The 23446-nt window shown below is 48.9% G+C and carries 18 protein-coding genes; all 18 read left to right on the top strand.

Going from position 1 to position 23446, the window contains the following annotated elements:
* The 18 genes from rseP to F3H97_RS03490 all read left to right on the top strand — a co-directional run bounded on the left by rseP (position 1) and on the right by F3H97_RS03490 (position 23399).
* Positions 1–1251: an RIP metalloprotease RseP gene (gene rseP, locus F3H97_RS03405; RefSeq protein WP_015881422.1), complete on the top strand. Its 1251-nt coding sequence runs from the start codon at positions 1–3 to the stop codon at positions 1249–1251.
* Positions 1252–1283: 32 nt separating this feature from the next.
* Positions 1284–2984, top strand: coding sequence for a proline--tRNA ligase (locus tag F3H97_RS03410; protein ID WP_196431834.1), 1701 nt, complete (start codon positions 1284–1286; stop codon positions 2982–2984).
* Positions 2985–3054: 70 nt separating this feature from the next.
* Positions 3055–7347 (top strand): PolC-type DNA polymerase III, encoded by a 4293-nt coding sequence (locus tag F3H97_RS03415; protein ID WP_196430552.1) that lies wholly within the window; start codon positions 3055–3057, stop codon positions 7345–7347.
* Between the two features lie 113 nt (positions 7348–7460).
* A complete protein-coding gene (rimP, locus tag F3H97_RS03420) occupies positions 7461–7937 on the top strand; it encodes a ribosome maturation factor RimP (protein WP_193343250.1) in 477 nt (158 codons plus the stop codon).
* A 14-nt stretch (positions 7938–7951) separates the two neighbouring features.
* Positions 7952–9115 carry a transcription termination factor NusA gene (gene nusA / locus F3H97_RS03425; protein WP_074037219.1) on the top strand — a complete coding sequence of 388 codons (1164 nt, stop codon included), beginning with the start codon at positions 7952–7954 and terminating at the stop codon, positions 9113–9115.
* On the top strand, positions 9112–9387 hold the full coding sequence (gene rnpM / locus F3H97_RS03430; RefSeq protein WP_193343251.1) for an RNase P modulator RnpM: 276 nt from the start codon (positions 9112–9114) through the stop codon (positions 9385–9387). Before nusA ends, rnpM begins: the two co-directional genes overlap by 4 nt.
* Entirely contained in the window at positions 9384–9680 is a 297-nt protein-coding gene (locus tag F3H97_RS03435; protein WP_015881428.1) for a YlxQ family RNA-binding protein, read from the top strand. Before rnpM ends, F3H97_RS03435 begins: the two co-directional genes overlap by 4 nt.
* A 21-nt stretch (positions 9681–9701) precedes the next feature.
* Positions 9702–11909 carry a translation initiation factor IF-2 gene (gene infB, locus F3H97_RS03440; protein ID WP_074037217.1) on the top strand — a complete coding sequence of 736 codons (2208 nt, stop codon included), beginning with the start codon at positions 9702–9704 and terminating at the stop codon, positions 11907–11909.
* 18 nt (positions 11910–11927) lie between these two features.
* Positions 11928–12275: a 30S ribosome-binding factor RbfA gene (gene rbfA / locus F3H97_RS03445; protein ID WP_015881430.1), complete on the top strand. Its 348-nt coding sequence runs from the start codon at positions 11928–11930 to the stop codon at positions 12273–12275.
* A 43-nt stretch (positions 12276–12318) separates the two neighbouring features.
* Positions 12319–13233 carry a tRNA pseudouridine(55) synthase TruB gene (gene truB / locus F3H97_RS03450; protein ID WP_230872799.1) on the top strand — a complete coding sequence of 305 codons (915 nt, stop codon included), beginning with the start codon at positions 12319–12321 and terminating at the stop codon, positions 13231–13233.
* A gap of 16 nt (positions 13234–13249) precedes the next feature.
* Entirely contained in the window at positions 13250–14176 is a 927-nt protein-coding gene (locus tag F3H97_RS03455) for a bifunctional riboflavin kinase/FAD synthetase (RefSeq protein WP_196430554.1), read from the top strand.
* Between the two features lie 124 nt (positions 14177–14300).
* Positions 14301–14570, top strand: coding sequence for a 30S ribosomal protein S15 (gene rpsO, locus F3H97_RS03460; protein WP_074037213.1), 270 nt, complete (start codon positions 14301–14303; stop codon positions 14568–14570).
* 128 nt (positions 14571–14698) lie between these two features.
* On the top strand, positions 14699–16915 hold the full coding sequence (pnp, locus tag F3H97_RS03465) for a polyribonucleotide nucleotidyltransferase (protein WP_074037212.1): 2217 nt from the start codon (positions 14699–14701) through the stop codon (positions 16913–16915).
* 51 nt (positions 16916–16966) lie between these two features.
* A complete protein-coding gene (locus F3H97_RS03470; protein WP_196430555.1) occupies positions 16967–18184 on the top strand; it encodes a M16 family metallopeptidase in 1218 nt (405 codons plus the stop codon).
* A gap of 51 nt (positions 18185–18235) precedes the next feature.
* Positions 18236–19729 (top strand): UDP-N-acetylmuramoyl-L-alanyl-D-glutamate--2,6-diaminopimelate ligase, encoded by a 1494-nt coding sequence (locus F3H97_RS03475; RefSeq protein WP_230872800.1) that lies wholly within the window; start codon positions 18236–18238, stop codon positions 19727–19729.
* Positions 19730–19732: 3 nt separating this feature from the next.
* Positions 19733–20986: a lipid II:glycine glycyltransferase FemX gene (locus F3H97_RS03480; RefSeq protein ID WP_196430556.1), complete on the top strand. Its 1254-nt coding sequence runs from the start codon at positions 19733–19735 to the stop codon at positions 20984–20986.
* An 11-nt stretch (positions 20987–20997) separates the two neighbouring features.
* Positions 20998–21636 carry a M15 family metallopeptidase gene (locus F3H97_RS03485; protein WP_236548915.1) on the top strand — a complete coding sequence of 213 codons (639 nt, stop codon included), beginning with the start codon at positions 20998–21000 and terminating at the stop codon, positions 21634–21636.
* 95 nt (positions 21637–21731) lie between these two features.
* Positions 21732–23399 carry a ribonuclease J gene (locus tag F3H97_RS03490; protein WP_015881439.1) on the top strand — a complete coding sequence of 556 codons (1668 nt, stop codon included), beginning with the start codon at positions 21732–21734 and terminating at the stop codon, positions 23397–23399.
* Positions 23400–23446 lie beyond the last annotated feature (47 nt).

Genomic DNA, 23446 nt, shown 5'->3' on the forward strand with positions numbered 1-23446 from the left:
ATGACGACTTTTATCGCCATCGTTTTGATGTTTGGCGTTCTCATTTCGGTACACGAATGGGGACACCTCGTCATGGCGAAACGGGCAGGCATTCTCTGTCACGAGTTTGCAATCGGATTCGGTCCAAAAATTGTTTCATTCCGTAAAAATGAAACGCTCTATACCATTCGTCTTTTACCAATCGGTGGCTACGTCAAAATGGCCGGAGAAGATTTTGAACCGATTGAAGTCCGAGCGGGTCAGCATGTCGGACTTCGTCTCACTGAACAGGGGACGGTCGATCGTGTCTACTTCCAACCGGACACGGCTACAGATGTCCATGTCGTCGGAACCGTCGATAAGTTCGATTCGACACATGAGTTGAAAGTTCAACTTCTCATCGATGAGGAAGTGCGGGTCTATTCATTAGAGCGAGACACACTCCTTGTCGACCAAGGGATGGAAATTCAAATTGCACCGTATGATCGAACGTTTGGGGCCCAGTCGGTTTGGAAGCGTGTCTTGGCCATCGCAGCCGGTCCGGCGATGAACTTTGTCTTGGCGTTCATCTTGCTCATCATTGTTGGGCTCGTTCAAGGAACCCCAACGAACGATGGTCAAATTGGTACGGTTCAACCGGATTCAGCCGCTGATGAGGCTGGTTTGATGAGTGGGGATGAAATCGTCTCGATTGAAGGCGAGCCGATTACCGATTGGCTCGACTTACGATCTGCTTTAGAAGACCGCGCGGACACCCCTACGGAAGTCACGTATGTCCGCGATGGAGAGGAAGCAACTGTCACCCTTACACCACAAGCAGTCGAACAAAACGGAGAGACGGTCGGGATTCTTGGTGTCACGAACGCGCTCGAACGATCACCGGTCAAAGCCGTGACGACGGGGGCGGAAACGACATGGACGATGTCGACGCTGATCTTCTCTGCGGTCGGTGATTTGGTGACAGGACAAGTCGGTGTCGATCAACTAGCAGGTCCGGTAGGGATTGTACGGATGACAGATGAAGTAGCGGCGAGCGGTTTGATCATGCTGTTGAATTGGACAGCGCTTCTCTCCGTCAACCTTGCCATCTTCAACTTGCTCCCATTGCCAGCGTTAGACGGAGGACGTTTGATTTTCCTCTTGTTCGAAGCGGTACGCGGACGTCCAATCGATCCGAAAAAGGAAGGATTCGTCCACTTTATCGGATTCGCACTCTTGATGATTTTAATGTTGATTGTCACTTGGAACGACATTCAATCATTCTTTAAATAAGCTGTTTGTAGAGAAGGGAAACGTTGAACTGTATGAAACAATCTAGATTGCTCATGCCTACATTGAGAGAAGTGCCGGCTGACGCGGAAGCGGTCAGCCATCAACTCCTCGTCCGTGGAGGATTCATCCGTCAAAATGCGGCAGGAATTTATTCTTATCTTCCACTCGGACATAAAGTGTTACACAACATCCAAACGATCATCCGTGAAGAGATGAATCGTGCCGGAGCTCAAGAGCTATTGATGCCTGCCATCCAACCGGCAGAACTTTGGGAAGAGACAGGACGATGGGGTATTTACGGTCCTGAGTTGATGCGCTTGACGGACCGTCATGACCGTCGCTTCGCACTCGGTGCGACACACGAAGAATTGATTACATCGATCGTCCGAGACGAGCTCAACTCGTATAAAAAACTACCGATGAACTTGTACCAGATTCAAACGAAGTATCGTGATGAGCGTCGACCACGTTTTGGATTGCTGCGCGGACGCGAATTCTTGATGAAAGACGCCTATTCATTCCACGCGACACAAGAAGACTTAGATGAAGAATATACAAACATGTATAATGCGTACTCACGTATCTTCGACCGTACAGGACTGAAGTATCGTCCGGTCGTCGCAGACTCTGGGGCAATCGGCGGGAAAGACACGCATGAATTCCAAGCGCTTGCGGATATTGGTGAAGATACAATTGTCTACACGGACACGTCGAACTATGCGGCGAACATCGAGATGGCGGAAACGCTCGACCGTTATGAGATGCAACAAACTGACGTTCGGCCGCTCGAAAAAGTGAACACGGAAGAAAATCGTACGATTGAGGACGTGGCGGCATTCTTGAATGTGGATCCGAAGACGACAATCAAATCTGTCTTGTTTAACGTGGATGGCGAAACTGTCATGGCAATCGTTCGTGGCGACCACGAAGCGAATGAAGTCAAAGTGAAGAATGCACTCGGTGGTCTCGACATTCAACTTGAAGATGAAGCGAAAATCGTTGAGTTGTTCAACTGTGCACCAGGTACACTCGGACCGATTAACGCTCCGGTCAAAGTCGTTGCCGACTATGCGGTCAAATACTTAGTGGATGCTGTCTGTGGTGCTAACGAGGCGAACACGCACTACACGGGTGTAAATGCTGCGCGCGACCTTGCCGAGATGACATACCACGATTTGCGTTTCGTTGTCGAAGGTGATTTGGCACCGGATGAGTCCGGTCCGGTTCGTTTTGCTCGTGGGATTGAAGTGGGACAAGTATTTAAACTCGGAACACGATATTCAGAAGCGATGGGTGCTACATTCCTCAACGAAGAGGGTCGTGCCGAACCACTCATCATGGGTTGCTACGGCATTGGGGTGTCACGCACACTTTCAGCCATCGTCGAACAACATCACGACGACCGTGGAATCATTTGGCCACGTAACGTAGCGCCGTTCGATCTCCATTTGATTGCAATCAACGCAAAAGATGAGACGCAAGTCGAGTTGGCGAACCGTCTTTATGAAGAGCTCGGTCAAACATACGATATCTTGTTCGACGACCGGAAAGAACGTGCGGGCGTCAAGTTTGCCGATGCAGATTTGATCGGACTCCCGATTCGCGTGAATGTCGGGAAAAAAGCCGGCGAAGGCATCGTTGAAGTGAAAGTACGTGCAACAGGTGAAGTGATTGAGACATCAATCGATGAATTGAAAGAAGTCATCGCTTCAAAATTTAGCGAAGTTCATTAATGGATGAAGGTGACAGCGGAAGCGGTCACCTTCATTTGTCGAATTGGCATAAAGGGGGAAAGACGGACCCGTGGAAGCAAATCAAAAGATGCAATTATTATTAAGTGACCTTGGGATCACGACCGAGACGGACCTGTTTGATCAGGCCGAACTCTCACGACTCGTCGTCAATAAGAAGCGACGGACGTGGACGTTCTATTTTTCATTTCCAGCAGTATTGCCATACGACGTGCATCAATTGTTCATGAGTCGACTAGAAAGCCGTTATGCAACGTTTGCGGATGAGGTGTACGCTCGGTTCTCGACAGAAGCGGGTGGAAGCGAGCAAGACTATATCGACTATTGGCCACGAATCGTCAGCGAGTTGAGCCAAGTATCTGGCGCGATGCGCAGTTATTTCGGCTCCGTTTCGCCACGATTCGAGCAGAACAAACTTATGATTCCGGTGCGTTCCGCACCTGAGGCGAGTTATGTGGACAAAGAGCTCTGTCAAGAAGTACAGGCGCTCTATAGTGCCTATGGGTTCACAAAAAAACCGTGTCAGGCTCAATTTTCGGAAGACGCTGAGGCAAATCAAGCCCTTCGCGAACAGGTCGTTCAAGAAGATATCGAACAAGCGAAAATGGCACTGGCTGCTCAATTCGCCAAGGCAACAGAAACGAACGACGAACCGATTACAGAAATCCGGATGGGTGCGCTCATTAAAGATGAGATTGTCCCAATCAAGACGATTATCGAGGAAGAACGACGTGTCGCGATTCGTGGACTCGTCTTCTCAGCAGAGCGCAAAGAGTTGAAGAGTGGTAAGAAACTATTCACGTTCAAGATGACGGATTACACAGACTCATTGATTGTGAAGGTATTTGCACGCGATGACGATGACGACCGTATGCTTAGTGCCGTCAAAAAAGGGATGTGGATTCAAACGGCCGGTCGGGTCGAAGATGATTCGTTCATGCGCGAACTATGTATGATGGCATCTCAACTTCAAGAAGTGAAAGTAGAACCACCACGTGACGAATGGGAAGGTGAGAAGCGCGTCGAACTTCACGCGCATACACAGATGAGCCAAATGGATGCCGTCACAAACGTCTCGTCGCTCGTCGCTCGTGCCGCAAAATGGGGACACCGTGCCATTGCCATTACCGACCATGCTGGAGTTCAGGCGTTCCCGGAAGCCTATTACGCCGGGAAGAAAAATGATATCAAAGTGTTATACGGAGTCGAGGCGAACGTCGTCAACGATGGTGTCCCTGTCGCTTATCATGCGACCGATGTGGCATTGGATGATGCGACATACGTCGTCTTCGACGTCGAGACGACGGGACTTTCTGCCGTCTACAATAAAATCATCGAACTCGCTGGGGTTAAAATCAAGGACGGAGAAATCATTGACCGGTTTGAAGCGTTCGCCGACCCGAAACATGCCTTGTCAGCGACCACTATCGAATTGACAGGGATCACGGATGACATGGTCCAAGGTCAACCGGACCCGGAAGTGATCACGAAACAGTTCGTCGAGTGGTGTGGCGACAGCATTCTCGTTGCCCATAACGCGTCATTCGACATGGGCTTCCTCGAGGCGACACTCCGTAGTGGTGGACATGAACCGGACGATTACCCGGTCATCGACACGCTCGAACTTGCTCGAACGTTGATGCCGACGTTGAAGAATCATCGACTCAATACACTCGCGAAGCGATTCGATATCGAACTGACACAACATCACCGTGCCATTTACGATGCGGAAGCAACGGCCTATTTGCTCATGAAGTTACTCGATCTCGCTAAGCAGATGTTCGAAATGACGACACATCGCTCGTTGAACGCGAAAGTCGGGAGTGACGTATCGAAGATTCGTCCGTTCCATGCGACCATCTACGCGAAAAACAAAAAGCCAGGACTTCGTCATTTATACGAGCTCATCTCCTTATCTCACATCGATTACTTGTATCGGATGGCACGCATGCCACGTTCCGAGCTTGTGAAACGGCGAGAAGGATTATTGATTGGTTCGGCTTGTGATAACGGGGAGATTTTTGACGCCGCCTTGAACAAGTCGGATGATGAACTCGAGAAGATGATGTCATTTTATGACTTTATCGAGATTCATCCGCCGGCACTCTACCACCATTTGATTGATAAAGAGATTGTGGCGAATGAATTAGAACTCCGCGAAATCATTAAGCGCATCATTCGTGTCGCCGAGAAGGCCGAGTTACCGGTCTGTGCGACAGGGAATGTGCACTATCTAGATCGGTCCGACCGGTCTTATCGCGAAATCTTGATTCGTACACAAGGTGGGGCAAACTTCATCAATACGCGTAAAGAATTACCACATGCGCACTTCCGGACGACAAAAGAAATGATGGAAGAGTTCAAGTTTTTAGGTGACGATTTAGCGCGTGAAATCGTCATCACGAATCCGAATGCAATCGCCGATCAGATTGAGTCGATTCAAATCATCCCGGATGATTTGTACACACCTAAAATTGAAGGGGCAGATGATGAGGTTCGGAATATGAGCTACGACATGGCTCGCTCCATCTATGGAGACGAGTTGCCTGAAATCGTGGAGGCGCGTCTTGAGAAAGAGCTCAAATCGATTATCGGTCACGGGTTCGCCGTCATTTATTTGATTTCGCATAAACTCGTTAAAAAATCACTCGATGATGGATATCTGGTCGGTTCGCGGGGGTCGGTCGGGTCGAGTCTCGTCGCAACGATGACGGAAATCACCGAAGTCAACCCGCTACCGCCTCACTACGTCTGTCCGAACTGTCAGCACTCACATTTCTTTAATGATGGATCGGTCGGTTCGGGGTATGACTTGCCAGACAAGGAGTGTCCGGAGTGCGGCACGTGGTACAAAAAAGACGGTCATGATATTCCGTTCGAGACATTCCTTGGTTTCAAAGGGGACAAAGTACCGGATATCGACTTGAACTTCTCAGGTGAATATCAACCGCATGCCCACGCCTATACAAAAGTACTGTTCGGAGAAGAATACGTCTATCGTGCCGGGACAATCGGAACGATTGCCGACAAAACGGCTTATGGATACGTGAAAGGCTATGCGACCGAGAACGATAAGATTTACCGGAACGCCGAAGTCGACCGTCTCGTTTCTGGGGTCACCGGTGTAAAAAGGACGACAGGGCAACACCCAGGGGGTATCATCGTCGTACCGGACTATATGGACATCGCGGATATCTCCCCGATTCAATATCCGGCGGATGACAATTCGTCTGAATGGAAGACGACTCACTTCGACTTCCACTCCATCCATGACAACTTATTGAAACTTGATATTCTCGGGCATGATGACCCGACCGTCATCCGGATGTTACAGGATTTGTCTGGTATCGATCCAAAGACGATTCCGACAGATGACCCGACAGTCATGAAGATTTTTTCTTCACCAGAAGTGCTTGGGGTGACACCAGAACAGATTGAATCGAAAACCGGGACGCTCGGGATTCCAGAATTCGGGACGAAATTCGTTCGTCAGATGCTTGAAGAGACAAAACCGTCGACGTTCTCGGAGCTCGTTCAAATTTCCGGTCTATCCCACGGAACAGACGTCTGGCTCGGGAACGCGAACGAATTGATTTATAACGGGACGTGCGAACTGAAGGATGTGATTGGTTGTCGAGATGACATCATGGTCTATCTGATTTACGCGGGCCTCGAACCGTCATTCGCCTTTAAAATCATGGAATCCGTCCGGAAAGGGAAAGGGCTCACGGAAGAGATGGAGTCCGAGATGCGAGAGAATGACGTGCCGGAATGGTATATCTCGTCTTGTAAGAAAATCAAGTACATGTTCCCGAAAGCACACGCGACTGCCTACGTGTTAATGGCGGTCCGGATTGCATACTTTAAAGTACATCATCCGATTCTGTACTACGCGACGTACTTTACCGTTCGAGCGGGAGATTTCGACTTGTCCGCGATGATCAAAGGTCCCCAGGCCGTTCGTAAGGCGATGTCGGATATTCGAGAAAAAGGGTTCGATGCGACAGCGAAGGATAAAGGGCTACACACGGTCCTCGAACTTGCGCTCGAAATGCTAGAGCGGGGAATGAAGTTCCAAAACATCGACTTGTATCGGTCGAGTGCGACAGAGTTCTTGATTGAAGACAATACGCTGATTCCACCTTTCAACGCGGTCGATGGACTGGGAACGAATGCGGCAAAAGCGATTGTCGAAGCAAGGGAAGAAGGACAGTTCCTTTCGAAAGAAGATTTGCGGAAACGTGCGAAACTTTCGAAAACGGTCATCGAGACACTCGATACGATGAAATGTCTCGAAGGTCTGCCTGATGAGAACCAACTCTCATTCTTTGATTTTGGGGTGTAAGTTGCGATTTATCGGGAAAATATGATATATTAGTATCGAACAAAGTTGGATACTACGACGGAAAGGAGTAGGGAACCCTACTCCTTTCTTGTATGTAAAAGCCAGAAGGAGGGATGAGAGTGTCCAAAATAACAGAAGTCGTTGAATCGATTGCGTTACCGATCGTAGAACGAGAAAACATGGAATTGGTCGATGTGGAATTTGTTAAGGAAGGTCCAGACTGGTTCTTGCGTGTCTATATCGATAAGCCGGGGGGCGTCGATTTGGACGATTGCGTCAATATCAATGAACAGCTCTCGGAAAAACTAAACGAAACCGATCCGATTGAACAGGCTTATTATCTTGATGTCTCGAGTCCTGGTGCGGAGCGTCCGCTGAAAAAGCCGAGCGATTTTGAACGTGCGGTAGGCAAAAATGTCTACATGAAAACGTTCGCTCCGATCGATGGTGCCAAAGAGTTTGAAGGAATTTTGACGGCATATGATGGGGAAACGGTCGTGATCGAGACACGCATCAAGACAAGAAAAAAAGCGGTATCGCTACCGGTTGACAAAATTGCACAAGCCCGCTTAGCGGTCACGTTTAGTTAAGGAGAGGGAAGAAGATGGGTCCACAATTACTCACTACAATCGATCAGATTGCCAAAGAAAAAGGAATCGACAAAAATATCATTATCGATGCACTCGAACAAGCGCTCATTTCTGCGTATCGCCGCAACGTGGCGAACCCGAACGAGCACGTGAAAGTCGAGTTTGATCAGGTGACGGGGGATATCCGTGTCTACGCTTTGTTAGAAGTCGTAGAGCGCCTCACGCAACCGGACCAACAGCTCTCACTCGAAGAAGCACATGAAATCGATCCGAACTATGAGCTTGGCGATTTCCATAAAGAAGAAGTGACACCGAGTGATTTCGGACGTGTCGCAGCGATGACGGCAAAACAAGTCGTCACACAGAAGATGCGTGAAGCGGAACGCGAACGCATCTACAACCACTTCGCTGACAAAGAAGATGAAATCATGACAGGGATCGTGGAGCGTTTTGACCCACGCAACCTTTATATCGGTCTCGAAAACAACATTGAAGCTGTATTGACACCGAATGAACAGATGCCGAACGAGTCATACCAAATTCATGACCGCATCAAAGTATACGTAACAAAAGTAGATTCAACGACGAAAGGTTCAGGTGCAGCGATTCAAGTTTCGCGTACGCATCCGGGACTTTTGCGCCGTTTGTTCGAACTCGAAGTTCCAGAGATTTCAAACGGAACAGTTGACGTGATGTCAGTATCACGCGAAGCGGGTGACCGTTCGAAAATCGCTGTACATTCGGATATCGTCGACCCAGTCGGCGCATGTGTCGGACCGAAAGGACAACGTGTTCAAACGATCGTCGACGAATTGAACGGCGAGAAAATTGATATCGTCCGTTGGTCTGAAGACCCGAAAGAGTTCGTTCGTAACGCACTCAGCCCGGCTCAGGTCGTTGCGGTATATGTCAACGAGCCAGCAAAATCGACGACAGTCGTCGTACCTGACTATCAATTGTCACTCGCAATCGGGAAACGTGGTCAAAACGCCCGTCTCGCTGCGAAATTGACAGGATGGAAAATCGATATCAAGAGTGAAACGGATGCCGAAGCACTTGATTTGTTCGATACGTTCGCTGAAAAAGTTGAATCAGAACCAGAAATTGTTCAAAATGAAGTAGAACAAGACTTATCAGATGCTACAGTTGAAACGACTGCGGTGAAAGAAGAGGAATGACCATGAAGCAAAAGAAACTTCCTTTGCGTAAGTGTGTGGTCACACAAGAAATGCTCCCGAAAAAAGAATTGATTCGTGTCGTTCGGACGCCTGAAGGTGACGTGGTCATCGATCAGACGGGTAAAGTGAACGGTCGTGGCGCATACTTATCAAAAGATATCGAAGTCGTCCGTCAAGCAGAGAAAAAACGGACGCTCGACCATCACTTGAAAGTAAAGACGAGCGACGACTTGTATGAACAGTTGAAAGCTGTCGCAGGTGGCGAATCATGAGCCAGTGGGAATCATTGTTAGGCCTTGCTGCTCGAGCGAGGAAAGTAACGATGGGAGAAGAGTTTGTATTAAAGGATGTACGAGCGGGTCGTGCCAAGCTCGTCATTCTAGCCGGAGATGCAGGTGCCTCGACGAAAAAACGAGTCACTGACAAATGTGCGTCTTATCAAGTGCCATTGATTGAAGTGAGCGATCGCTATACAATCGGGGCCGCACTCGGTAAAGACATGCGTGTCGTCGTATCGGTGACAGAATCCGGATTTGCGAACAAGCTTAAGCAACTTCTCTCTTAACTATTAACGGAGGTGGATGCTTTGGGAAAACGCGTCTATGAATTTGCAAAAGAACAGAATGTAACGAGTAAACAAGTCATTACTCAATTAGAAAAATTGAACAAACCGGTGAAAAACCATATGGCCGTCCTCGATGAGGAAACGGTAAAACAATTGGACCGTGTGTTCAATCCTGAAAAATATCGTGCTGAAAAACAAGCGGAAGCGAAAGCGACGTCAACATCGAATGAGCCGAAGCAAGAGAAAAAAGAAGCACAATCGCCACGTCCACAAGCGGGACAACAGAACCGTGGCGGTCAAAACAATCGCGGTGGACAAAATCGTAACGACAACCGAAACAACGACCCACGCAATAAAAAACGTGGAAAAGGGAAAGGCAAGGGCAAGCCGGTAAAAGCGGCTGTGCCACAAGAAGCCGATCCAAACTCGAAGACAAGTCAGCGTAAAGCAGCACGTCTCGCGCAAGAGGCAGAGATGGGCAACGTCATCAAGTATGACGATGTACTCAGCGTGTCTGACCTTGCTTCAAAAATGAACAAAAAGCCAAATGAAATCATCATGAAGTTGATGGGTCTCGGTGTCATGGCAACTATCAACCAAACGCTTGATGATGAAACGGTTGAATTACTCGCTGCGGAATTCGGCTTTGAGGTTGAAAAAGAAGTTGTTGTCGATGAGACAGACTTTGAAACAGTTGAGATCGACTTCTCACAATATGACCTTGAAGAACGTCCAGCTGTCGTTACCATCATGGGTCACGTCGACCACGGGAAAACGACACTTCTTGACTCGATTCGTAACACGAAAGTCGTCGCAGGAGAAGCGGGCGGAATCACGCAGCACATCGGTGCTTACCAAGTTGAAGTCAACGATAAGAAAATCACATTCCTCGATACACCAGGTCACGCAGCCTTCACAACGATGCGCGCCCGCGGTGCCGAAGTGACAGATATCGCGATCATCGTCGTTGCGGCTGACGATGGCGTCATGCCACAGACAGAGGAAGCAATCTCGCACGCCAAGGCAGCGAACGTTCCAATCATCGTGGCAGTCAACAAAATGGACAAAGAAGGGGCAAACCCTGACCGTGTCAAACAAGAGTTGACAGAGTTCGGTCTCATCCCTGAAGAGTGGGGCGGCGAAACAATCTTCGTTCCGATTTCTGCCATCAAAGGCGAAGGGATCGATGAATTGCTCGAGATGATTCTCCTCGTTTCTGAAGTCGAAGAATATAAATCGACACCAGACATGCCAGCTCGTGGTTCAGTCATCGAGGCGAAACTCGACAAAGGACGTGGACCGGTCGCGACACTTCTCGTTCAACACGGTACACTTCGAATCGGAGACTCAATCGTCGTCGGTAGCACGTTCGGTCGTGTCCGTGCGATGGTCAACGATATCGGTCGCCGTGTGAAACAAGTCGGACCATCTACACCGATTGAAATCACTGGTTTGAACGACGTTCCACAAGCGGGTGACCAGTTCATCGTCTTCGAAGATGAGAAAAAGGCACGTGCAATCGGGGAAAAACGTTACCAACGTTACCTTGAGTCACAGCGTCGTGAGTCGGCGAAAGTAAGTCTTGATGATTTGTTCAGCCGCATTCAAGAAGGTGAAGTGAAAGACTTGAACGTCATCATCAAAGCAGACGTTCAAGGGTCAGCCGAAGCATTGGCTGGTTCACTCCGCAAGATTGATGTCGAAGGCGTCAAAGTTAACATCGTTCACCAAGGTGTCGGTGCAATCACGGAAGGTGACGTCATCCTCGCTTCAGCTGCGAATGCTGTCATCATCGGATTCAACGTCCGTCCTGATGGAAACGCACGTTCGATGGCGGAACAAGAGAACGTTGAAATGCGTCTCCACCGCATCATCTACAATGCAATCGAAGAAATCGAGAGCGCGATGAAAGGGATGCTTGACCCAGAGTTCGTGGAAGAAATCACAGGTCAAGTCGAAGTCCGTGACGTCTTCAAAGTTTCGAAAGTCGGTGCGATTGCAGGTTGTTATGTGACAGAAGGTAAGATCACTCGTGACGCCGGTGTCCGTGTCATTCGTAACGGAATCGTGATTTACGAAGGTAAACTCGATACGCTTCGTCGTTTCAAAGATGACGTGAAAGAAGTTGCGACTGGTTATGAGTGTGGGATTAAAGTAGAGAAATTTGATGACATCAAAGTAGACGATGTCATTGAAGCGTTCGTCATGAAAGAAGTCGAACGTAAATAATGTGAGGAGGGATCACGTATGAAAATTCGTGCCCAACGTGTTGCCGAGCAAATGCGTAAAGAAATAACAGATGTCTTGTTACGGGAAGTCAGTGACCCGCGTACAAAAAACGCTACGATTACGAGCGTTGATGTGACAGGTGACTTACAGCAAGCAACAGTCTATTATACGGTGCTTGGTGATGAGGAAGATGTGAAAGCAGAAACGCAAGCTGGTCTCGATAAGGCGAAAGGGTTTATCCGTCGCGAAATCGGGAATCGCATCCGTCTTCGTAAAACACCAGAGATCTCGTTTGAATATGATTCTTCAGTCGCATATGGTAGCCATATCGATTCGTTGATTCGTGATTTGAACAAAGATCAATAATTTGAAAGGGGAGACGTCGTTCTCCCTTTTTTTATATGGAGGGATGAAATTGGAACCGAACGGAGTGCTCGTACTCGATAAAGATGCTGGCATGACGAGTCATGACTGCGTATTTAAATTACGAAAATTGTTCCAGACGAAAAAGGTCGGTCACACGGGTACGCTTGACCCGGAAGTGACAGGCGTATTGCCCATCTGTTTAGGGCGCGCCACGAAGCTGTCACGTTTTATCACAGATGAAGGGAAGCGTTACGTGGCCGAGGTGACGATTGGTACCGCCACGATGACCGAGGACGCGCATGGCGAGGTCGTCGCGCAGAAGTCAGTCACACCGAACGATTTGGATGCAACCCAGATTGACGAGGCGATGTGCCAATTGACAGGGATGATTGAACAAATCCCGCCGTACTACTCGGCGGTCAAAGTAAATGGGAAGAAGTTGTACGAGTATGCTCGGAAAGGGCAGACCGTCGAACGACCTCGGCGGACGGTCGAGATTCATCGTCTGGAGCGGACGAGTGAATTGATATTCGAAGCGGGCGTCTGTCGATTCCGAATGGAAATCGACTGTGGGAAAGGGACGTATATTCGAACGCTCGCCGTTCAGATTGGGGAGAAACTCGGTTACCCTGCCCATATGAGCGAACTCAGACGGACGAGCTCAGGAACGTTTGATGAAGCGACCGCGGTAACACTCGGAACGCTTCAAACACTTGAAACGGTCGAGGAGCGAAGGGCGTATGTCATTCCTCTCGAAGATGTGATCAAACGCTGGCCAATGATCACCATTCCAAAGAATCGGGAACGCTATATTCGCAACGGCGGGAAGCTGAACGGCGTTTCGCTCGAATTTGAGTTATTTACTGTCTATAATGAAGAAGGAATCCCTCTTGCTTTATATCGAAGACAAGAAGGAACGACAGACGCTACAGTCGAGGTCATGTTGGCTATCGACTAAGGGGGAATTTGACAGTATGGAAACAAGACATCTCACTTATCCAGAAACACCCGACGTGTATCCGTCCATTATGGTACTCGGTTTCTTCGACGGTGTTCATAAAGGGCATCAAGCTGTAATCAATCATGCCAAACGCGTGGCAGCGGAGCACAACCTGCCGGTGACGGTCGTCACGTTCGATCCTCATCCGAAACAAGTACTCTCCAATAAACCGGATGCGGTCCGCTATATTACACCGCTGTCCCGGAAACTGAAGCGCATCGAAGCGCTCGGGGTAGAGCGTTGCCTCGTCTTGACATTCACAAAAGAATTGGCCAATTTGTCCCCGCAACAGTTTGTCGATGATTATTTGATCGGTGCCGGAGCCGTGCACGTGACAGCTGGTTTTGATTACTCGTATGGAAAGTTTGGAGAAGGGACGATGGAGACACTTCCGTACCATGCGCGTGACCAATTCACGACGTCTGTTGTCACAGAGCAGACGATGGATGGGGAAAAAGTGTCATCTACCCGCATCCGTAAACTCTTGGCAGAGGGACAGGTCGATGCCGCACATGAACTCCTCGGTACGCCATACGTGATCTGTGGCGAAGTCATTCACGGTGATGCGAGAGGGCGTACAATCGGTTTCCCGACTGCGAACGTGTTGATGGACGCTTCGTACGTCATGCCACGATTGGGCGTATACGCGACTAGAGTCACGCTACCGGACGGACGGATGTTCCACGCGATGACGAATGTTGGACGTCGTCCGACGTTTTATGAGACGGGATTGGTCTCTGTTGAGAGCCATCTCTTCGACTTCTCCGAGGATTTATATGGACAAGTCATCGAAATCGAGTGGATCCAATATATTCGGAATGAACGCGCGTTCGATGGGTTGGATGCATTGGTCGCTCAACTAAAAGAAGATGAGGTGGCAGCTCGTTCAATCCTATCTTGACTTTCAAGAGCGGGTACGCTATCCTTGTCAAGTACGCAAAGTACACCGCTTCGCTTGGCTGGTCGATTCACCAACGTCGGCTCGGCAACGCGGCAATTTTTCATTAAATGGAGGTGGAGAGGCAATGGCACTCTCAAAAGAACGTAAAAACGAAATTATCGCGGAATTCGCGACAAAACAAGGTGACACAGGTTCACCGGAAGTACAAGTGGCTGTGTTGACTGAACAAATCAACACATTGAACGACCACCTTCGTACACACAAGAAAGACCACCACTCACGTCGCGGTCTCTTGAAAATGGTTGGACGTCGTCGTAACTTGCTTACGTACCTTCGTAACAAGGACGTTACACGTTACCGTGAATTGATTCAACGCCTCGGTCTCCGTCGTTAATCGATTGAGACTGTTTAACGGGCTGGGACAACGTCCTAGTCCGTTTCTTCTTTTTTAAGGAAAATGATTAGACATTCGTTGGAATGAGTTACATAATAAACTAGATAAGGTTTGAGAGGAGAATGTACATGTTAGGTACGAAACAAGTATTCTCTACAGAGTGGGGCGGACGCCCACTGTCTGTAGAGGTCGGCCAACTTGCGAAGCAAGCAAACGGCTCGGCACTCGTGCGTTATGGAGATACGGTTGTCCTTGCGACAGTGACGGCTTCAAAAGCACCAAAAGATTTAGACTTCTTCCCATTGACGGTCAACTATGAGGAGAAACTTTACTCGGTCGGTAAAATTCCAGGTGGTTTCCTTCGCCGTGAAGGTCGCCCGGGTGAAAACGCGATTTTGACATCACGTCTCATCGACCGCCCGATTCGTCCGCTCTTCCCAGACGGATTCCGTCATGACATTCAAGTCATGATTTACGTCATGTCAAACGACCCGGATTGCTCGGCTGAAATGGCGGGTATGCTAGGAACATCGATCGCGCTCTCGATTTCAGATGTACCGTTTGACGGTCCAATCGCTGGCGTGACAGTCGGACGTGTGGACGGTGAATTCGTCATCAACCCGACGACGGCTCAGTTGGAGAAAACGGACCTTGAACTTCAAGTTGCAGGGACATCGACAGCCATCAACATGGTTGAAGCAGGTGCGAACGAAGTGCCTGAGGACATCATGCTCGAGTCGATCTTGTTTGGACATGAAGAAATCAAGCGTTTGATCGCATTCCAACAAGAAATCGTAGAAGCCGTCGGAAAACCTAAATTCGAATATACGGTCTCGAAATACGATGAGGCGCTTACTGCTGAACTCGAAGCAGCTCGTCCTGAAATCGTAGAAGCGGTTCAAGTGGAAGAGAAACATGCTCGTGACGAAGCCATCAACGAAGTGATTGCGAAATATGTTGCGATGTATGAAGAACGTCTTGCTGACGAGCCATCGAAACTCGGTGAAGTTTCAGGGATTTTGAACAAGTTCGTCAAAGATGAAGTCCGTCGTTTGATCACGGTCGAAAAAGTCCGCCCAGACGGACGTCGTCCAGACGTGATTCGTCCGCTCGCGTCAGAAGTCGGATTACTCCCACGCGCACACGGTGTCGGTCTCTTCACACGTGGTCAAACACAGGTCATGTCGGTCGCGACTCTCGGTGTCATCGGTGATGCGCAAATCATCGACGGAATCGGTCTAGAAGAGAACAAACGCTTCATGCACCACTATAACTTCCCGCCGTTCTCAGTCGGTGAAGCACGTCCTGTCCGTGCACCAGGTCGTCGTGAAATCGGTCACGGGGCACTCGGTGAACGTGCACTTCTTCCAATTATTCCGAAAGAAGCAGACTTCCCGTATACGATTCGTCTCGTTTCAGAAGTACTCGAATCAAACGGTTCAAGTTCACAAGCTTCGATTTGTGGGTCGACACTCGCATTGATGGATGCAGGTGTGCCAATCAAAGCGCCAGTCGCTGGGATTGCCATGGGTCTTATCATGGAAGGTGAGCATTACACGGTCTTGACAGATATTCAAGGACTTGAAGACCACCTTGGGGATATGGACTTCAAAGTAGCTGGAACGAAAGACGGGATCACTGCCCTTCAAATGGATATCAAGATTGCCGGAATCACGCGTGAAATTCTAGAAGAAGCGCTTGAACAGGCACGTGTCGGTCGTTTGCACATTCTTGACCACATGCTTGAGACGTTGGATACACCACGTACACAATTGTCGAAATACGCACCGAAGATTGTGACGATGACAATCAATCCGGATAAAATCCGCGACGTCATCGGACCAGGTGGGAAGATGATCAACAGCATCATCGACCAAACGGGCGTCAAGATCGACATCGAACAAGATGGTACGGTCTTCATCGCCTCGACGGACCAAGAAGGAATCGATCTTGCCATGTCTATGATCGGTGACATTGTCCGTGAAGTCGTCGTCGGTGAAGTATACGATGCTACCGTACGTCGCATCGAGAAATTCGGCGCATTCGTCGAGTTATTCAAAGGGAAAGATGCACTCGTACACGTATCCGAATTCAGCCTTGAGCGTGTCGCAAACGTCGAGGATGTTGTGAAGCTTGGCGATTCGATTCAAGTCAAAGTCACTGAAATCGATGACAAAGGTCGTGTCAACGCATCACGAAAAGCGCTCATCTTAGAAGGATTGTCTCCTGAAGAGCGTGAGGCATACGAAGCGAAACGGAAGGCAGCACGTGAAAGCCGTCCACCTCGCGAAAGCCGTCCGCCACGTCGTGACGGGGACCGTCGTCCACCGCGCTCGACAAATTAATTATTCTGGCCATCGTCTTGGTGCGATGGCCTTTTTCATAGGAGTGAGAATATGGAATGGATGACACTAGAGAACGGTGTTCGAATCATCATCGAACCAATCGATGGTTCACTCAGCACCTCAACCGGGGTATTCATTAAAGCCGGAACACGTACAGAAACTTTTGAGAACATCGGCATCAGCCATTTGATTGAACATATGCTGTTCAAGGGCACCGCATCAAAAAGTGCAAAAGAGATTGCTTCCTTTTTCGATGAGCTCGGTGGAAGCGTCAACGCATTCACCTCGAAAGACCATACATGCTTTTATGTGAAGACGCTCGATGAACACGCGATCATGGCGCTCGACGTACTGACAGATATGCTGTTTGAGTCGGTGCTCGATGCACAGGAGTTGGAAAAAGAAAAGCGTGTCGTTGTGGAAGAAATTAAAATGTATGAGGACACGCCGGAAGATCTCGTTCATGAACTATTGGCCATTGCGGCGTATCGTGACGATATCCTCGCTCAACCTATTTTAGGGACGGAGGAGAGTGTCAATCGATTGACACGTGACCAGCTCGTCGAATACTTACAGGAACAGTATACGGCCGAGCAAATTGTCGTCTCGATTGCAGGTCATGTTTCTGAAGAATTGATTGAGGCGGTAAAACGTAGGTTTGCTCACATCCCTTCTAGGGAATCGTCGAAAGAAATCAATCAACCGGAACTGTTCCATGACACATTGTCGAAACAAAAGGAAACGGAGCAAGCCCACCTCTGCTGGAACTACGAAGCGATTCCCGCGACGGATGACCGTTTGCCTCACTTGGCATTGATGAACAACGCAATCGGCGCGACGATGTCTTCGCGTTTATTCCAGTCCATCCGTGAAGAAGAAGGGTTAGCTTATTCCATTTACTCTTACTACACGACGTTTTCCGATCACGGTACGTTTACCATTTATGTCGGTACGTCACCGGATACGTTAGAACAAGTCGAAGTCATCCTTGAGAGAGAGATGAAGCGACTTGTCGCAGAAGGTTTGACTGCTGAGGAAGTAGACAAAGGCAAGCGACAATTGAAAGGGTCGATCGCCCTCGGGAATGAAAGTTCGAGTGCCCGCATGAACCGGAACGGACGGAACTTGCTATTGCTCGACGAAGTCGAGCCGATTGAACAAGTGATTGAGAAAGTAGAACGGATTGAACGCGATGAGGTCAATGCATTGATTCGTGAGGTGTTGAACCATCGCCCGGCGAAGTCATATGTCCTCCCAAACGAAGCGTGACTTGAAACCGAATTGTAAGTTCTCTACACTGATTAAGAGGTATTCTTTAGTTTGGATAGGATACAGGTGAAAGAAGGGAAAGACTTGAACTTAACGGATTTAGTGAAGACGATACAACTAATTAATCAACCAAATCTAGAAGGCATCGTCGTGACGCATGTGACGACGGACTCGCGAGAAGTTGTGCCGGGAACGCTGTTTGTCGCCATCAAAGGCTATACGGTCGATGGGCATGAATATGCGGCACAAGCGGTAGCGCGAGGCGCGGTGGCAGTCGTTAGCGAACGACCGCTCGACCTGTCAGTGCCAAACTTGATTGTGCGTGACAGCTCGCGTTCAATCGGGTTGTTGGCTTCGGCCTTTTATGCGTATCCATCTGAACAGATGCGACTGTTCGGGATCACGGGAACAAATGGGAAAACGACGACGACGACAATTTTACGAGACGTCCTCGATGTCCTCGGTCATTCGACCGGTTTGATTGGGACCGTTGAAGTACGCATCAACGATAAAATCGTTCCAAGTAAAAATACGACGCCTCAAAGTTCAGAACTTCAACAGTTGTTGGCACAAATGCGTGATGAGGGCGTGACGGACGTGATGATGGAAGTGTCCTCACACGGTCTTGAGCTCGGACGTGTCATCGGAACTGATTTTGACATCGTGGGCTTCACGAACTTGACACACGATCACCTAGATTTTCATGGGACGTTTGAAAACTATGCACGTGCAAAAGGGTTATTGTTCGCTCAACTCGGTCAAATGGCCTCACGTGGGAAAGTAGCCGTCTTGAACGCGGACGATGCACAAACGCCTCTTTATGAGACGATGACCGGTGCGAAAGTAATAACATATGGGATTGATGCGCAAGCAGACTTGATGGCAACGGACATTGAACAGACGTTGTCTCAGACCAGCTTTACATTGAATTACCAAGGCGCAAAACTTCCGGTAACGGTCCAGTTCATCGGTCGTTTCAACGTGTACAATCTATTGTTGGCGACGGGTTGTCTTCTCGCTGCCGGTTACTCGCTTGAGCGAATTGCAAAAGCACTTGAGATGATTCATCCGGCCAAGGGACGGATGCAACGTTTAGACGTCCCAGGTTACAACGTATATGCGGACTATGCCCATACACCGGATGGCATCGAACAGTGTCTGAAGTCGCTCGTCGGCGTACCAAAAGAAAAGATTATCTTTTTGATTGGGACAGGTGGAAACCGTGACGTCACAAAACGTCCGGCAATGGGCGAGATGGCTTCGTCCTATGCCGGTACCGTCATCATCACGACAGATGATCCACGATTCGAAGCGTATGAATCCATTACAAAAGGGATTGCGGCCGGGATGACCCATGACAACTTTGTTGAAATCGGGGATCGAGAAGAAGCGGTCCGTTATGCGGCCCGTTTAGCGAAACCGGACAACATCATCGTGTTAGCAGGGAAAGGGCACGAAAAGTACCAAATTATCGGAAATGAAAAATTGCCGCTCGACGAAGAGGCGATTGTACGAGCGACCATTTTGAATACGGAGGAAGCATGATTTATGGCAGTACAACCAATTACGTTGACAGAAAAAGAACATGACGACTTCGTCAAAACACACGACCGTGGAGATTTGTTGCAACTTTCGAGTTGGGGAGATGTGAAGCGCCAAAATGGCTGGACTTCAGAACGTGTCGCGGTTGCGCGAGACGGCGTGACGTCCGGTGTCGCTTTACTTTTGTTTAAACGTGTCCCAAAATTACCATACACATTGTGTTATGCCCCACGCGGATTTGTCGTGGACTACGAAGATTTGGCATCGCTGCAGGCGCTCGTGAAAGAAGCGAGACGTGTCGCGGTGGCACATAAAGCCATCGTCGTAAAAATCGATCCAAACATTGATCGCGATGAGATGCCAGGGCTATTGACCGAAATGGCTGCCATCGGGTTTAAACATAAGGGATATGGCGGTGGATTTGATTACGCCCAACCTCGTTTTACCATGGAAACGGATTTGCGTCCGAGTGAGAAAGATATTTTTGCGAAATTCCATCATAAGTTCCGCTACAACGTCCGCCTCGCGGAGAAAAAGGGAATTGTTTGCAAGGAGGTCGGTCGTGACGGACTCAAAACGTTCGCCGATTTGATGAAAGTAACAGGGGAACGTGACGGATTCGCTACGCGAGGGCTCGATTATTTTGAGAACCTATACGATTGTCTGCAACCGAACGATGCCCGTCTCTTCTTGACAACCCTCGAACCGAAAATCGCACTCGAACAGCAACAGGCAACGCTAGAAAAAGCGAAGAAAGAGTTGGCGAAGATTGAACGGGGTCTTGAGAAAGAAACGATTGAGAAGAAGCGTAACAGTCTTTTGAATCGCAAGGAACAGACGGAAGCACAAATTCAGAAAGCGGAGCAAGCCCTCCCTGAGCTGGTCGAACTTGATCAGACCTATCCGAACGGGCTCGTCTTATCAGGTGGTCTGTTGACACTCGCAGGACGGCGCTCTTATTACTTATACGGAGCCTCGTCAAATGAATTCCGTGAATTTATGCCGAACCACTTGATGCAGTGGACGATGATGCAGGCGGCCAAAGAGAGTGGCGCCGAGCGATACGATTTCGGCGGGGTATCAGGAAGTACGGACCCGGATGATGAGTATGCTGGTCTATACGCATTCAAATCGGGATGGGGAAGCGACATGATTGAAAAGGTCGGGGAATTCGACCTCGTCTTGAATCGTCCTTTGTATATGGCTCTCGAAAAAGGATTGCCACTCTTAAAAGGACTGCGTAAACGGTTAAGAAGATGAGGTGGACAGGCGTGTTATCTCTTGCAATGGTCGCCTTTCTGATTGGCATTACGCTCGCTTACTTTTATATGCAACCGGAACCGGTGCCTTGGGTAGATGAACCGACGTTTGAAGCGGATATGTGTGTGCGGGACGTGGAGGAAGAAAATGCGATCTTGACAAGGTCGAAGATTGATTTTGACCGGTTGCATCCGTTAGTCGCCAATCGGGGAGAATCGTTCATTCGATTAGCCCATTCTTGTCTAGACCTTGAAGTACGCCTCACTTCTGGATACCGTTCTGCCAAGGAACAGAATGCGCTGTATGCGCAAGGACGGTCTGAACCCGGGCAAGTGGTGACCAATGCGAAGGCGGGTCAGAGCTATCATAACTACGGTCTTGCTGTGGATTTCGTCATCATCCATAACAATAAGACCGACTATGACCTGAATACGGATCGTAATCGGAATGACATTCCTGACTGGCAAGAACTCGGGGAGTTAGGGAAGGCGCTCGGGTTTGAATGGGGCGGAGACTGGAACTCATTCCCGGACTACCCTCACCTCCAGATGGACTTCGGTTTGTCGATTCGTCAACTTGTTGCAGGGAAACGACCTGACAAAGAAGAGACGGCACCTCTTGCCGATGCACTAAAACCTCTATTAGATTAAACGGAAATGTTGGCAATGAAGCCGTTTTCCGCTACAATATTCAGTAGCGATAAGGGGACGAAACAGAATATGAATCATTTAGGAGGTTTTTGTTAGTGTCAAAAAAGAAGACAGAGAATATTAGCGTCTTTGCGCTTGGAGGCGTAGGCGAAATCGGGAAGAACATGTACGTCGTGGAACTAGACGACGACATCTTCGTCATCGATGCCGGTCTAATGTTTCCAGGCGATGAGATGCTCGGGATTGATATCGTCATCCCAGACATCACATACTTAAAAGAAAATAAAGATCGTGTACGGGCGATTTTCATCACCCATGGTCACGAAGACCATATCGGTGGACTCAGCTACGTCTTACGCGACTTGAAACACGTCCCAGTTTACGGGACGAAATTGACCCTCGGGTTGATTGAATTGAAATTAAAAGAGGCCGGTTTGTTGAAAGAAGTCGACCTTCGCATGATTGATGCCAAAACGAAATTGACTATCGCTGATCATTTCATCACGTTTTTCCGCGTCAATCACTCGATTCCCGACTGCGTCGGCGTATGTATTCAAACGTCTCAAGGTGCGATCGTCCATACCGGAGACTTCAAGTTTGATTACACGCCTGTCGATGGTAAACAATCTGACTTCAATAAATTAGCAGCAATCGGACAACGTGGCGTTCTTGCGCTTCTTTCCGACTCGACGAACGCCGAGCGACCGGGGCAAACCGGTTCAGAGTCAATCGTTGGAGCTGAATTGAACGATGTCATCTATCAAGCGGAAGGTCGGGTTATCGTGGCATCATTCGCCTCGAACGTCCATCGCTTGCAACAAGTATTTGCAGCAGCAGAAGCGAATGATCGTAAAGTCGCGGTCGTCGGTCGTAGTATGGTCAACATCGTCGAAGTTGCGCAAAAATTAAACTACTTGCGCTTCAAGGCGAAGACTCTCGTCGAGTTGTCCCAAGTTAACCGTCTACCGGATAACAAGGTCGTCATTTTAACGACAGGTTCGCAAGGGGAGCCGATGGCGGCGTTGACTCGCATGGCACGTAATGCCCACAAACAAGTCAACATTCGATTGAATGACACGGTCGTCATTGCGGCGACACCGATTCCAGGGAATGAGAAGTCGGTTTCTAAAACGATTGACTTATTGTTCCGTTCGGGTGCGAACGTCATTTATAATCAGCGAAAAGTCCACGTATCTGGACACGGTTCAGCGGAAGAATTGAAGTTGATGCTCAACCTTGTCAAACCGAAGTACTTCTTACCGATTCACGGCGAATATCGTATGCAGATGGCACACTCGAAACTCGCAGAACAAGTGGGTGTCAAACCGAACAACATCTTCATCGTTGAAAAAGGTGACGTCGTTGAGTTCACAGGTCGAAAAGCCCGCATGAGCCGAAAAGTCCCTGCAGGTAACGTCTTGATTGACGGAATCGGTGTTGGGGACGTTGGAAACATCGTCTTACGGGACCGTCGTTTGTTGTCACAAGATGGAGTTGTCCTCTGCGTGGTCACGTTGAATCGGAAACAGAAGAAATTGATTTCAGGACCTGAACTCATCTCACGTGGTTTCGTGTACATGCGCGAATCGGAGGAAATGATTTCAGAGGCAAACCGTATTGTCACGAAACAGATTGAAAAGAGTCTGCAGGCTGGCAGTGATTGGACCGAATTGAAATCAAATATCCGCGAGCGACTTAGCGTCTTCTTATTCGAGCAGACGAAACGTCGTCCGATGATCTTGCCGATCATCATGGAGATTTAATGGAATGAGAGTGAGGCAAAAGTCATCTGACTTTTGCCTTCTTTTTT

The organism is Exiguobacterium sp. SRB7LM, from assembly GCF_015712685.1.
In the GTDB taxonomy this organism is placed as follows: domain Bacteria; phylum Bacillota; class Bacilli; order Exiguobacteriales; family Exiguobacteriaceae; genus Exiguobacterium; species Exiguobacterium profundum.